Annotated in this window: 10 protein-coding genes and 2 tRNA genes; 2 read left to right on the top strand and 10 right to left on the bottom strand. The window is 35.7% G+C overall.

Annotated elements, in window-relative coordinates:
* From pdhA to porU, 4 genes are all read right to left on the bottom strand, one after another.
* A complete protein-coding gene (pdhA, locus tag ES674_RS06505; protein WP_148403144.1) occupies positions 1-999 on the bottom strand; it encodes a pyruvate dehydrogenase (acetyl-transferring) E1 component subunit alpha in 999 nt (332 codons plus the stop codon).
* Positions 1,000-1,111: 112 nt separating this feature from the next.
* Complete coding sequence (cdd, locus tag ES674_RS06500) at positions 1,112-1,594, bottom strand: cytidine deaminase (protein ID WP_148403143.1); 483 nt, start codon at positions 1,592-1,594, stop codon at positions 1,112-1,114.
* A 170-nt stretch (positions 1,595-1,764) separates the two neighbouring features.
* The gene (porV, locus tag ES674_RS06495) at positions 1,765-3,003 is read right to left on the bottom strand and encodes a type IX secretion system outer membrane channel protein PorV (protein WP_148403142.1); all 1,239 of its coding nucleotides are present in this window, start codon (positions 3,001-3,003) and stop codon (positions 1,765-1,767) included.
* A gap of 33 nt (positions 3,004-3,036) precedes the next feature.
* Positions 3,037-6,906, bottom strand: a complete 3,870-nt coding sequence (gene porU, locus ES674_RS06490) for a type IX secretion system sortase PorU (protein ID WP_148403141.1) — start codon at positions 6,904-6,906, stop codon at positions 3,037-3,039.
* 264 nt (positions 6,907-7,170) lie between these two features.
* On the opposite strand from porU, the gene gldJ reads away from it, so the two are divergent.
* Both gldJ and ES674_RS06480 read left to right on the top strand, forming a co-directional pair.
* A complete protein-coding gene (gene gldJ, locus ES674_RS06485) occupies positions 7,171-8,856 on the top strand; it encodes a gliding motility lipoprotein GldJ (RefSeq protein ID WP_211359269.1) in 1,686 nt (561 codons plus the stop codon).
* Positions 8,857-8,922: 66 nt separating this feature from the next.
* The gene (locus ES674_RS06480; RefSeq protein WP_148403139.1) at positions 8,923-10,209 is read left to right on the top strand and encodes a UDP-N-acetylmuramoyl-tripeptide--D-alanyl-D-alanine ligase; all 1,287 of its coding nucleotides are present in this window, start codon (positions 8,923-8,925) and stop codon (positions 10,207-10,209) included.
* 317 nt (positions 10,210-10,526) lie between these two features.
* Here ES674_RS06480 and ES674_RS06475 read toward each other — a convergent pair.
* The 6 genes from ES674_RS06475 to ES674_RS06450 all read right to left on the bottom strand — a co-directional run bounded on the left by ES674_RS06475 (position 10,527) and on the right by ES674_RS06450 (position 14,040).
* A tRNA-Val gene (locus ES674_RS06475) sits at positions 10,527-10,601 on the bottom strand.
* Positions 10,602-10,644: 43 nt separating this feature from the next.
* Positions 10,645-10,719: transfer RNA gene (locus ES674_RS06470), tRNA-Val, on the bottom strand.
* Positions 10,720-10,782: 63 nt separating this feature from the next.
* Positions 10,783-12,000 (bottom strand): bifunctional folylpolyglutamate synthase/dihydrofolate synthase, encoded by a 1,218-nt coding sequence (locus ES674_RS06465; protein WP_148403138.1) that lies wholly within the window; start codon positions 11,998-12,000, stop codon positions 10,783-10,785.
* 3 nt (positions 12,001-12,003) lie between these two features.
* Positions 12,004-12,924, bottom strand: coding sequence for an energy transducer TonB (locus tag ES674_RS06460; protein ID WP_148403137.1), 921 nt, complete (start codon positions 12,922-12,924; stop codon positions 12,004-12,006).
* Positions 12,925-12,935: 11 nt separating this feature from the next.
* The gene (locus ES674_RS06455; protein WP_148403136.1) at positions 12,936-13,328 is read right to left on the bottom strand and encodes an ExbD/TolR family protein; all 393 of its coding nucleotides are present in this window, start codon (positions 13,326-13,328) and stop codon (positions 12,936-12,938) included.
* Position 13,329: 1 nt separating this feature from the next.
* Complete coding sequence (locus ES674_RS06450; RefSeq protein ID WP_148403135.1) at positions 13,330-14,040, bottom strand: MotA/TolQ/ExbB proton channel family protein; 711 nt, start codon at positions 14,038-14,040, stop codon at positions 13,330-13,332.
* Positions 14,041-14,063 lie beyond the last annotated feature (23 nt).

Raw genomic sequence — 14,063 nt, 5'->3', positions numbered from 1 at the left:
TTAAAGTTTATGTTGTATAAATGGGTAATCTTCTTGGTCATAAACCACGTCATACATAACAGATTTCTCTGGGTATGGCGAGTCTTCAGCGAACTTTTCACATTCTTCAACCAACGCTTTTACACGTTTATCAATTACTTTAATTTCTGCTTCTGTAGCATATTCTTCAGCAAGAATAATATCTTTTACTTGTGTAATTGGATCTATTTTCTTGTATTCAGCAACCTCATCTTTGGTTCTATAATGCTGCGCATCACTCATAGAGTGACCTCTATAACGGTATGTTTTAAGCTCTAAAAATGTTGGTCCATCACCGCGTCTAGCACGCTGAATAGCTTCATCAAAAGCTTCTGCTACTTTAATTGGGTTCATACCGTCTACGGGTCCGCAAGGCATTTCATAACCTAAACCAAGTTTCCAAATATCAGTATGGTTTGCCGTGCGTTCAACTGACGTTCCCATGGCATAACCGTTATTTTCACAAACGAAAACTACTGGTAATTTCCACAACATAGCCATGTTAAAAGTTTCGTGTAAGGATCCTTGTCTAGCAGCACCATCACCAAAACAACATAAAGTTACAGCATCACTTCCATGATATTTATCACCAAATGCAATACCAGCACCTAAAGGAATTTGTCCACCGACAATACCATGACCACCATAAAAACGGTGTTCTTTAGAAAAAATATGCATAGAACCACCTAAACCTTGTGATGTTCCTGTTGCTTTTCCATACAACTCGGCCATAACACGTCTAGGATCCACACCCATACCTATTGGCTGTACGTGGTTTCTATAAGCGGTAATCATTTTATCTTTTGTTAAGTCCATAGCATGCAAAGCGCCTGCTAATATGGCCTCTTGACCATTGTATAAGTGAAGAAATCCTCTTACTTTTTGTTGAATGTAAACGGCTGCTAGTTTGTCTTCAAACTTTCTCCAGAAATACATGTCTTCATACCACTTTAGGTATACTTCTTTGGTTATCTTTTGCATTGGTAACGTTAATTTGATAAACGAATAGACAAAAGTAACACTTTAGTTAGTAACGAAAAAACCGAAAAACGTAAAAATTGCGTTAAAAGAATTTTTAGAAAGCCTGAAGTCTTTATAACGAGCTTTTATCGAAAATTAAGGGTAAAATATTGGCAAGCGAATCTGATTTCACCACTTTCCCTGTTTCACCCATAAAATAGATTTCAATAGGCGTGTTTTGTTTTACTTCATATTCCGCAATGGCTTGTCGGCAAGCGCCACAAGGCGGAATTGGTGTCATGGTATGCTTTACATTAGAACCTGCAATTACAGCCATTCTAATTATTTTAGCATCTGGATATTGTGAGCCTGCATAATAAATAGCCGTTCGTTCTGCACAAAGTCCAGACGGGTAAGATGCATTCTCTTGATTACTTCCTGTTATAACCTCATCATTGTCCAATAATATAGCCGCCCCAACACTAAAGTTAGAATAAGGCGAATACGCTTTACTACGAGCTTCAGTAGCTTGGGTCATTAAAGCCGCTATGTCTTCTGGAAGTTCATCATAATTATCATAAACTTGTAGAATGGTTTCAATTTTTACTTCTTTCATAATCTATTTTATAACGCACTAAATTAAGAAACTATTTCATAGCAATCTAACCAAATAATGAAGTAATAAATCGTTTAATATTTAAACCGCATAATTAAATTAAATTGGTATTAGACAAAAAAAACTATTGCTAGCAGCAATAGTTTTTTTGTTATTCTTTATTCTATTAATTAATATTCTCTGTAAGTTCCAGGACCAAAGTTAAAGGTTAGAGAAAAACGCAACGTGTTCTCCAACGGGTTTTGCACTTTAGAAGCCGAGAATAGATATGATAAATCTAAACCAATTACATTGTATTTAAATCCGGCACCAATAGCAAAAAATTGTCTTGCACCTTTTTCATCGCTTTCATTGAAATAACCAGCTCTAAAACCAAAAGAATCTTGGTACATATATTCCGCACCAACAGCATAGGTAAATTCTTTTATCTCTTCTTTGAATCCGCCTGGCGCATCACCAAATGATTGAAACATCCCTTTGAAAAAGCCAACATTAGGATCCTTACCTTCTACAATCACATTTGGAGTTACAACAGCACCTAAAGTATCTTCATCACTCTGAAAACCTGGATTTGCACCACTTTCAGTATAGTTAAACTCTGTTCCATATACTGGAGGAGTTGGCACTAATAACTTCGTTACTTCAGCCGTTATAGATACTTTATTAAAGTCGTCCAAAATAAAATCAAATCCACCACCTAAACGTAAGTTAGTTGGTTGGAAGTTTTCTTGGCCACCATCATCATATTTAAAAGTTGGTCCAATATTTTGAATGGCAAATCCTAAACGGGTACGTCCATTAAAACTAGCATAAGCTTGCTCTTCACTTTGGTAATAACCGGCTATATCCACACCAAATGAATTTGCTGCAGTAGCATCGGCATCAATAGCATCAATTTTTAAATCCGAACGTGAATAACGCATAGCTACAGACATAGCAAATTGCTCACTTAATTTTAGAGAGTAAGATCCGTCTAAAGAAATTTCATTCGGCTTCACCACTAACGGTGTCGAATTTTCATCTTGAACCAATTCAATTTCTCCTAATCCGAAATATTTCAAACTTACGGCAAAACCACTGCGTTCATCAATTCGGTTATAATAAGTTAAATACGCTAATGATATGTCATTTACAAGCTTGGTAAGGTAAGGTGTATAACTTAAACTGAAGCCTTGCTTATTTTCTGAAAAGGCATATTTAGAAGGGTTCCAGTTTTGAGAAAACGCATCAACCGATGTTGCAACGCCCATATCTCCCATAGCGGCACCTCTAGCCTCTGGCGCAATTAACAAAAATGGCATACCAGTTGTTATAACACGAGAATCGTTCGTGTTAGGTAAAACAACAGTTTGCGCATAAATTTGATGCCCAAAAACAAGTGTAAATAGTAATAAAATTCGATTTTTCATGTATTGATTTTATTTAGCAAATATAATGTATTATTAAAGTATTACAAGTTTCTCAATTTTTTCAACGGATTTATTTAGGAGTGGCGATCTAACGGTTAATTTATATATATAAACGCCTTTTCCTATTTTATCTCCAAAATCATCACGACCATCCCAAACTATATCTCGGGATAAAGCGGATGTACCTTTTCCGCAGCATTCTGAAGAATTGGTCTGACCATTTAATGTTTTTACCAACTTCCCAGAAACGGTGAATATCTGTACTGAAACGTCCAAAGCATCGGAACTATTGTGGTTGAACCAAAATTCGGTGTAATTAACGAAGGGATTCGGATAATTTAAAACATTTTCGATAACAAGGCTCTGATTCTCGTTGTGTACCACAAATTGAATCTCTGAAATAGATGAATTGTTATAAACATCCCATGCTTTTAAACTTAACGTATGTAATCCAGGCTGAATATTTCTTAAGGGGAAATTAGCAGTTCCCTTTTGATAATCGTCTATTTCCGTTTGATAGTAATCATTTAAAATATACGGATTGGTTTCATCGCCATCCAAAATCGCTACAATGTCATGACCAATTCCGCTGGCGGTATTAATCCCGTTTTCATCTTCTAACTTCACCAATAAACTTGGTGATTCGTTGGTGATACCTCCTGAAACGAAATTTTCATCGTTCATATATAATTTAATAACAGGTCCAATAGCATCTTCTGGTGCATTTTGGTTCAGGCCTCCAATAATTACTGCAGTAGAATTTGCACCGGATTGATCATCCAATGAATTATTTTTCTTCGCATAAAAACTAACGCGACCATTACCTTCTGGAATACCAATGTCACGAGGCACGATAAATTCAAATTCAAATTTTCCGTTAGTTACAGAAGCTTGACCTCTAAAAATAGTTGCGCCTAGGGTTTCAAAATTCATTTTAATAAGCTGTCCAGCTTCACGAATACGGTCATTTGCCAAAGTTGTACGCTGTACTTTTTTGTCATATATATTTACGGAAAGCACCCCGTTATAATCTGTAATAACATTTCCTGTTTGGTCTGTAACTTCTCCGGTTAATTTAGCGCGACTTAAGGCTTTTAAGGGCGGCGTAGCCTGGTTAACAGGCACATCATTTACTTTAGTTAAGCGAATACTTGGTTTTGGAATGGCCAATTTCATGGCAGGATCTCCAATAAAAAACACCAAACGTCTTTGACCAATTCCTGAAATGGCTGGATTTGTTTTAGTTAAACGCAAGGCTTCTGCCATACTTGGATATTCATCATCATCATAATCATCATTCGCATTAAAAGAGAATAAATATTCTTCTAATATAATATTGAATGAAATACCAACACTCACAAAAATCTGTCTGGTAGTTGTAATTAAACCAATGGCACCTCCAGTTTTATTCCAATACGTGTATTCACCAGCGGTTGGACGCATTGGATTATCAAAACGGGTATATTCACAGGTTACAGTTACAAAGCAATTTAATTTACAAACGTTATTCAAGTTTTGTGCATCTGGCTTCGTAAAAATTCGCTCTTTAGCCAAGCCATCTTCACCACCATGACCAAAATAATTCACAACTAAAACGCCACTTTCTATAGCATTTGTTATAGCCGTAGTAACAGAAGGATAGGCATCACCACCAGCGGAAGATTCTTGGATATAAGCATCCGTATGTATTTTAGTTACGTTTATAAAAGGTTTGGCTAACGAAATATTATCACCAATGGTATTAGTTGTTAATTGAATATCCTTTTCCCAGCCTTCATCTACATCATCCGAAATTACCACCACATTATTACGCCAATTTCCATAAGATGATTCTATATAATATGAAGCCACTTTATCCACCAATTCATTAGCACGTTGAGGAGAATCGGCTAAAACACGACCAACTGCAATATCCAATTTATCAGAAGTTTGCATATTCCCTTCATTAGCGTCCATCATTCCATAAAAATCATCGGACACAAAAGAGCTGGTTAAATTAAAGCTGTCATAAGCATGCCATAAAGGAACAATATTGGTGTTATTAGAAACTCTGTCTTTATAATCAAATGAACCATCGCCAAACAAACACAGATATTTGAGTCGTTTTTCTGGAGCGCTTGCATTATCATATACATATTTAACGAAATTACGAATGGCGCCAATATCTTGAACGCCTGGTCCAAACTCGGTATAGATATCTGCTAATTTTACAACCTTAACGTTTAAATTATATTGGTTTCTATTAATTTGAGCCAAACGTTCGGCTTGTGAATAAAGATTAGCTGGCGTTATAATGATATAATCTACATCTTGAAAAACACCTTGAGCATTATTGAAAATGCTACCTTTTAAATTTAGGTTGCTAACATAAGGATTGGAAATTAAAGTAGGTTCATGATATCCACCCGAAGCTACAACCGCAAAATTTCGCAAGGTTCCTAAATTTGAAGTAAAGGAAATTATAGGATTAGCGTTTGTGTTTTTTAATGCTTTAATGTTGTATAAATCCGTGATTTCCCATATTTCGTTAACCTGCGCTGCATTGGTCATGGTGTACTGCCCTATTCCCGAAGCCCCTGCAACAGCACGATTTCGGAACGTAAAAGGCTTTCCTGCGTATGTCAATTCCCGAGTAGCTTCTAAAGAAATATAATCTATATACGCTAAAGCAGAGGGATTACCACCATTATTATATTCTAATGTTACGGCTAAATTAGGACTGGCAACAGAAATATTATTATTGTAAATAGCTTCACTGGCCAAAGTAGAATTTGTTACAGATGGAATGACCAAGTTTGCTATAGCAGCACTGTTTACATTTAGCGCCATGGTTGTAGTAATTTCGGAAGTGGAAGCTACATAAGCTTTTAAACGAACCGGTAGCGAGGTAACTAGATTAGGGAAAGAAAAATCGAAAGTTTTTGTCGTTTCTATTCCAAAACGATCGCCAAACCAGCGCCTTCCTACACTAGCTAAATTGTACTCATCTACTTCATGATATTGATAATCTTGAAACGTGTTAATCATCATATCAGGCGCGCCAGATGGTTGAATCATGGACTGGATTCGTTTCCCGTTTCCAGAACTTATATTAATATAATAGGTAGTTGCTGTATTATAAATATTAATGTTGGTGTTTCTGGCAACATCATAACCATTTGGACCTTCAGCATAAAACAACATATAATCGCCATCATGAAAATACCCATCTGATTCACCTATAATACGAACTGCATTTTCTTGCAAATCCATAGGATAAGGCGCCGAGTTAGCATACGGAATCATACGCCCACCATTACCAAATAATTTAATGGTTCTTGGATCTACGCTATCTATATTAATTCCTAACTGCTCCAAAAAGCGTCTCGTGATAATAAATACGCCTGATTTGTCCACTTGAAAACGATACCAAGAGCCCGAACTTAAAACGGAATTGGTAATGGCTGACCGGTTACCTGTTCTTAAACTATTTTTGGTGCCATAATTTATAGTGAAACTTGTTACTTTTTTATATGCGCCATTTTCTCTAATAATAGGAGAAAGCGTTAAAAATGCACCATTTTTATTTCGAGCAGTACTATTCTGAAGTGAAAATTCCAATTTATTTGGAATAGTATTTAGATCCACATCTTTTAATTCATTTTTTGAAATGGGTGCGTAGGAAATATTCGAAATTTGTGCAGAATTTTCATTTACTAATTGCGTCATCTCCCATTGAGCAATAAACTCCAAGCCATTATCGAGATTGTAGCTATAATATTCAGAATTGAAAGCGGGAACTTCAATAGAAAAACTTTCATTACTAAAGGATTTCGTTCCATTCCAAGTGATGTCGAAGCGCTTTTGTTGCGAAAAAACCGCAACAGAAACGCATAAAGCAAGTAGTAATAATTTCTTTTTCATTACACAAATAACGCAATTAAGTGTTGCTTATTATTAAATATCAAACAATTTTAATAAAAGGAAACGAAATTACGATAATAAATTATAAAATTGGGCGTTATAATTAGACATAACATTAGCTAAAAGTTTTGAAAGCATCGTTAAAACGTTGAATTAACGGGATGAAATGCGCAATATTTTAAGTTAATTTTAAATAATTGCTTGGATAATTACGCAGAATTCATATATTGCGTCACCAAAAATATTAATAGCTTACTTAAACGTATGGATATGAAAAAAGTATTAACAATAAAATTATTGTTAGTTTTAACACTAGCTGTTACAGCTGTTGGTTGTAAACGATCTTCTAGCTCCAATAGCTCTCGCGCTACTGGTTGGGATATTAACTCAAAAGATGGAGGCTTCCAATACAACACAAGTTTTAAAGGACAAGAAGCAGGTCCTGGATTAGTTTTTGTAGAAGGTGGAACCTTTACAATGGGTCGCGTTCAAGATGATGTGATGCATGATTGGAATAATACTCCAAATCAGCAGCACGTTCAATCCTTTTATATGGATGAAACTGAAGTTACCAACTTAATGTATTTAGAATATTTAGATTGGATTAAACGTATCTACCCACCTATTGAAGATAATTTCAAAGCTATTTACGATGGTGTTCTTCCAGATACTTTAGTTTGGAGAAACCGTTTAGGTTATAACGAAGTTATGACAGAAAACTATTTGCGTCATCCTGGTTATGCTGAATATCCAGTTGTTGGTGTAAGTTGGATTCAAGCAGTTGAATTTGCTAACTGGCGTTCTGATCGTGTTAACGAGTCTAATTTAGAAGATGCTGGTTATATTCAAAGAGATGCTAAATTAAATGATGTATCTGCGGATGCTACTTTTAACACAGATACTTATATTAATGCACCTTCACAAGTTTACGGAGGAAATACAGCACTTACAGATCCAGCAAATACACGTCGTCGTGTTCAAACTAATGCCGCAGGCGATCAAATTAACGTAAATGCTACAAGAGAAACAGGAATTATTTCACCCAAATATAGACTTCCAACAGAAGCTGAATGGGAATATGCCGCATTAGGTTTAACATCTATTCGTAGCTATAACGTTTATAGAGGTCGTAAAAAATATCCATGGGATGGCCAATATACACGTTCAGGAAAACGTAAAATTAGAGGTGACCAAATGGCTAACTTTAAGCAAGGAAAAGGTGATTACGGTGGAATTGCAGGATGGTCTGATGATGGTGCTGATATTACTAACGCTGTGAAATCTTACGAGCCTAATGATTTTGGTTTATATGATATGGCTGGAAACGTAGCCGAATGGGTTGCCGATGTTTACAGACCAATTGTTGATGATGAATTTAGTGATTTTAACTACTACCGTGGAAACGTTTACACTAAAAATGAGTTAAACGAGGATGGTACCGTAAGAATTGTTACGCCAGATGAAATTAAATTTGACACCTTACCTAACGGAAAAGTTGTAGCTAGAAATTTACCAGGTGAAATTCACCAAGTACCAGTTGACGAAAATGAAACGTACTTAAGAACAAACTTTGATACGAGTGATAACCGTAACTTTAGAGATGGTGATAAACGTTCTTCTCGTGATTACCGTGATGGTTTTAGTGAAGATGAAGAAGGTACGGATGCAACGCATACTAGTGTCATGTACAACTCACCAAAACATAATGTTGAACTAGATTCAGCAGGACAGTTGATTCGTGAGTATGACCGTTCAGATAAGCGTACTTCATTAATTAATGACGAAGTTCGTGTTTATAAAGGTGGTTCTTGGAAAGATAGAGAGTATTGGTTAGATCCTGCTCAACGTCGTTATTTCCCACAAAACATGGCAACTGATTATATTGGATTTAGATGTGCTATGTCTCGTGTAGGTTCCAAATCAGAGAATAAAAACAAAAGTAAAAACTAAATAGTTTATTTCAAAAATTATACAAAGTCCTGGCGGTAGTCAGGACTTTTTTTATACTTTTATTTTATGGAAATACAAACTTTACATGAACGCTTTTTATCCTGTGAGGGCGTTTGTACAGACACACGAAAAATCACTAAAAACTGCCTGTTTTTTGCCTTAAAAGGTGAAAATTTTGATGGCAATACCTTTACGCAACAAGCTCTTGAACAAGGGGCTAAATTTGTAGTTATAGATGATAGCAGCTATGAGAAAGATGACAACACCATTTTAGTAAATGATGTTTTAAGCGCTTTACAAAAACTAGCAATGTTTCATAGGGATTATTTAGGTATTCCTATAATTGCCTTAACCGGAAGCAACGGGAAAACAACGACTAAAGAATTAATACATACGGTTCTTTCTAAAAGATACCGAACAATAGCCACTGTTGGAAATTTAAACAATCATATTGGTGTGCCCTTAACTTTGCTATCCATGACCAAGAATACCGAAATGGGCGTGGTTGAAATGGGCGCCAATCATCAAGGTGAAATAGCGTTTTTATGTAAACTAGCTAAACCAGATTTCGGATATATAACTAACTTCGGAAAAGCGCATTTAGAAGGTTTTGGCGGAACTGAAGGCGTTATTAAAGGAAAAAGTGAAATGTATAATTATTTACAAGATTATGGTAAACAGATTTTCATCAACAACTCTGACCCTATTCAAGTTGAAAAAAGTAGAAACGCGAACACCATTTTATTTGCTGACAGCGAACTGGAGAATCAACTTAAAATTCACTTTTTAGATGCTAGTCCCTTTGTACATTTAGAATTTCAAAATCAGCATATATCCAGTCACTTAATAGGCTCTTATAATTTCAATAATATAGCCGCGGCTATTGCTATAGGAAACTTTTTCAAAGTTCCTACTGATTCTATAAAAGAGGCTATTGAAAGTTATATTCCCACCAATAATAGATCTCAAATAATAACCAGAGGTTCAACAGAAATTATTTTGGATGCCTATAATGCTAATCCATCAAGTATGACCGTTGCTTTGGTGCATTTTTCAAAACAGAAACACGCCAAGAAAATTGTCATTCTAGGTGATATGTTTGAATTAGGCCCTGAAGCCAAAATTGAACATCAAGCAATTGTAGATCTTGTTGAAAAACTTGACATTCAACAAGCACTATTTTTAGGTGAAAACTTCAATAAAGCTAAATGTAACAATCCCCAAACCATATTCTACGATTCATTTCAAGCTTTTAGAGAAGACTTTAATACTGAATCACTAAATAGCGCGCTTGTGTTAATAAAAGGCTCTAGAGGGATGGCTTTGGAGCGGGTTATGGAACTTTTAGATTAATTGCATTGATCCATAATAAATCTGGTTCTGCAAATGTAAATCGGAATGCTCACGCAAAATCCCATTTAATAAATCCTTATTACTAAACTTTAAATTAAGAAAACTTATTGGAGTTTCTTATATACGTCTTCAAAGCAAGCTTTGAAATTGTTTATTGGATTAATTGCATTGATCCAAAATTAACGCACTCCGACAAATGTAAATCTGAATGCTCACGCATTCTGGATTTTTTTATTGGAAAAAACCCTTCAAAGCGCGCTTTGAAGGGTTTTTTCCAATAAAAAAATCTGCATTCCCATGCAGATTTTCGCTTGATGTGGGTCATACTGGATTCGAACCAGTGACTTCCACGTTGTCGACGTGACACTCTGAACCAACTGAGTTAATGACCCCTATAACTAAAAAAAAGTCCGTTAGAAACGGACTTTTTTGTTGTGGGCGATGAGGGATTCGAACCCCCGACCCCCTCGGTGTAAACGAGGTGCTCTGAACCAACTGAGCTAATCGCCCTTCGTAATTGGATTGCAAATATACTAGAGTTTTTAATATTCCAAAACTTTTTTTGAAGAAAAATTAAATTATTTCTGCTACTACAAATGTACTGCCACCAACATAGATCATATCATCACAGTTAGCTTTACTTTTTGCAGCCATAAGTGCTTTATTTACACTACTATATGTACTGCCTTGAAAACCATGTTCTAAAAATATAGCGCTCAAAATATTTTCATCTAAACCTCTTGGCACCTCGGGTTTGCAGAAATAATAGACGGCATTTCTAGGTAAAAGGTCTAAAATGCTCAACACATCCTTGTCATTAACAACCCCAAAGACCACATGAAGGACATTAAAAGTTAATTCCTGCACTTGTTGCATCACCAATTTTAAGCCGTCTATATTATGAGCCGTGTCACAAACAATTAAAGGTTTATTTTGTAATATTTGCCATCGTCCTTGAAAGCCCGTATTAAGTGTTACTGCAATTAAACCATTGACAATATGAATATCGTCTATTTTATAATCAAGAGCTCTTAAAACCAGTACGGCTTGTAAAACGGTTTGTTTGTTTTCGGTTTGATAAATGCCTTTTAAATCAGATTCATAATCTACATGAGCTAGTTGGTCTGCAAAGGATATTGGTGAATGCAAGCGTTCTGCAATAGCTTCAAAAACAGGTTTTGTTTCTAATTGTGTTTTTCCAATAACTACCGGAATGGTGCTTTTAATAATTCCAGCCTTTTCAAAGGCGATTTTATCCAAGGTATCACCTAAAAACTGAATATGATCTAAACCAATGTTTGTAATAATAGAAAGTTCTGGTCTAATGATATTTGTAGAATCTAGACGACCGCCTAAACCGACTTCAATGATAGCAATATCCACATTATTTTTTGAAAAATAATCGAAAGCCATTCCCGATGTCATTTCAAAAAAAGATAAACCCGTATTTTCTAAATAGACTTTGTTGTGTTCAATAAAATCAATCACAAATTGCTCACTTACCATTTGGCCATTAATACGAATGCGCTCCCTAAAATCTTTTAAGTGTGGTGAAGTAAATAATCCAACTTTATAGCCGGCTTCTTGCAGAACAGACGCCAACATATTACTAGTAGAGCCTTTTCCGTTGGTGCCGCCGACATGGATGGTTTTGATTTGATTTTGAGGATTATTTAAATGATGAGCGAAACTTATAGAATTATCTAAATTCGCTTTAAAAGCAGATTTACCTTGTCTTTGATACATTGGAAGTTTAGAAAACATCCAATTTAAAGTATCTTGATACGTCATTAATTATTGGCCTAAAGTGAAATTTACATTTACAAATCCAACTTGCTTACTTGGTGCGTTGTTATCTGGTCGCCATTTATGAGATAAAGCTATTTTTCTAGCAGGCTCTAACAGACACGCAGCCGTATTAGTTGTGCCTTGAACACCCGGAGTGGCTTCAATAACATTTCCGGCACGGTTAACAATGATTTTAACGATTACTAAGCCCGATTCATTACAATCTTGTTTTAATGTTTGGTATGAGGCTTTACCCCTACCTTTTAAACCGTAACCTACGCCTCCACTTCCTGAACCAGAGCTCCCAAAATAGCTCGCCGCATACGGATCTCCATCTAACTGACCTTTATCGCCTGCTTGCTTATCATCACCTTCCCCACCAGTGGTTTTACCTTCTGATTTACTAACACCGCCTATTAAAGCATCTAGATTTTTCTTTTTAGCTTCTTTTTCAGCCTGTTCTTTGGCTTTTTTTTCAGCTTCCGCTTTAGCTTTGGAATCGGCTTCCGCTTGTGCTTTAGCCTTGGCGTCAGTTATTGCTTTTGCTTTGGCATCGGCAATTGCCTTTGTTTTAGCATCCGCTTGTTTCTTTTTTTCAATGGCTAGTGCCTCTTCATTTTCTTCAGTCATCAAATCTTCAGCTTTTGTTTTTGCCGCTGATGATGCTTCAGGTTTTGATTCTTGAGGTTTAGTCACCGCTTCTTCAGGTGGACGCTCAATATTTTTAGGTTCAGACTTAACGGGCTCTGAAGGTTGCACATTCCCGCTTCCTACTTCTGAATTTCCAAAGTTAACGGCCACACCAAACTCTTCAGGTGGATCCATATAAGGAGCTCCAACTACAAATAATAGTAAAACCAGGATAACTACTATTAAAGAAGTTATCTTGGCTGAATTACGTTCGTGTTTGGTCTCTAAATATTTCATGAATTTGTAACCTAATTAGGTTTAACCGCTAAAATAACCTTAATCTTATTTCTATTGGCAATATCCATAACTTTCACAACATTATCTACTGGCACCGATTTTTCAGCACGCAAAACCACAGTTGGTTTTTCCTGACTGGATAAAGCATTTAGCAACTCACCTTCTAACATGCTTTCGCCTACTAATTGCGAATCAATATAATAACGCAAATCTTTGGTGATGCTAACAGCAACAGATTTTTTATTTTCTGTTTTCCCACTTGCATTTGGCAGTAAAATATCAATAGCACTAGTTGTTACCAACGTAGAAGCTATCATAAAAAATATAAGTAAAAGGAATACAATATCCGTCATAGACGACATGTTGAATTCAGGCGTTACTTTATTTCTTCCGCGTATATTCATATTAAATAGGTTCGTTTAAATGATCTAAAAATTCTAAAGAATTTGCTTCCATTTGATACACCACCTTATTTGTTTTTACTACTAAATGGTTATAAGTAATGTAGGCAATAATACCTACAATAAGTCCAGCAACTGTTGTAGTCATTGCTGTATACAAACCGCTAGCAAGTACATCCATTTGAATAGTTCCGCCTGCATTTGCTAATTCGAAAATAGCGATAATCATACCAACAACGGTTCCTAGAAATCCAATCATTGGGGCAGCACCAGAAATAGTAGCCAAAACACTAACATTCTTTTCTAGTCCGTATATTTCTAAACGACCCGCATTTTCAATGGCTGTGTTAATATCTTCTAGTGGTTTTCCAATTCGCGTAATTCCTTTATTAATTAATCGAGAAACGGGTGTATTGGTTTGAGCACATAAAAGTTGAGCTGCCTCCGTTTTCCCATTACTAACATAATCTTTAATTTGATTCATGAAATTACTATCCACTTGAGATGCTGCTTTTATGGCAAACAAGCGTTCAAAATAAATGTAACATGCAAGAACTAGAAGTAAAAAAAGTATGGCAATTATAATTTGACCTGCCATGCCTCCACTAATAATTAATTCAATGATGGAGAGTGTTTTTTCAACTGGTTCACCGTCTGTAATTATTTCAGCACCTTCTTGAGCGTCCTGAACACTTTGGATTATTGTATTTATCATAAAATTTGTGACTATTAAATTGT

Origin of the sequence: Bizionia myxarmorum (assembly GCF_008086205.1) — a bacterium.
In the GTDB taxonomy this organism is placed as follows: domain Bacteria; phylum Bacteroidota; class Bacteroidia; order Flavobacteriales; family Flavobacteriaceae; genus Algorimicrobium; species Algorimicrobium myxarmorum.
The sequence above is the reverse complement of the archived record's forward strand: the minus strand, read 5'-3'. Positions and strand labels throughout refer to the sequence as shown.

Excerpts from the sequence above, each read along its gene's own strand:
- gldJ (WP_211359269.1), top strand. The coding sequence starts at position 7,171 with ATGGATATGAAAAAAGTATTAACAATAAAATTATTGTTAGTTTTAACA.
- pdhA (WP_148403144.1), bottom strand. The coding sequence starts at position 999 with ATGCAAAAGATAACCAAAGAAGTATACCTAAAGTGGTATGAAGACATG.
- porV (WP_148403142.1), bottom strand. The coding sequence starts at position 3,003 with ATGAAAAATCGAATTTTATTACTATTTACACTTGTTTTTGGGCATCAA.
- ES674_RS06480 (WP_148403139.1), top strand. The coding sequence starts at position 8,923 with ATGGAAATACAAACTTTACATGAACGCTTTTTATCCTGTGAGGGCGTT.
- ES674_RS06450 (WP_148403135.1), bottom strand. The coding sequence starts at position 14,040 with ATGATAAATACAATAATCCAAAGTGTTCAGGACGCTCAAGAAGGTGCT.
- porU (WP_148403141.1), bottom strand. The coding sequence starts at position 6,906 with ATGAAAAAGAAATTATTACTACTTGCTTTATGCGTTTCTGTTGCGGTT.
- ES674_RS06460 (WP_148403137.1), bottom strand. The coding sequence starts at position 12,924 with ATGAAATATTTAGAGACCAAACACGAACGTAATTCAGCCAAGATAACT.
- ES674_RS06455 (WP_148403136.1), bottom strand. The coding sequence starts at position 13,328 with ATGAATATACGCGGAAGAAATAAAGTAACGCCTGAATTCAACATGTCG.
- cdd (WP_148403143.1), bottom strand. The coding sequence starts at position 1,594 with ATGAAAGAAGTAAAAATTGAAACCATTCTACAAGTTTATGATAATTAT.
- ES674_RS06465 (WP_148403138.1), bottom strand. The coding sequence starts at position 12,000 with ATGACGTATCAAGATACTTTAAATTGGATGTTTTCTAAACTTCCAATG.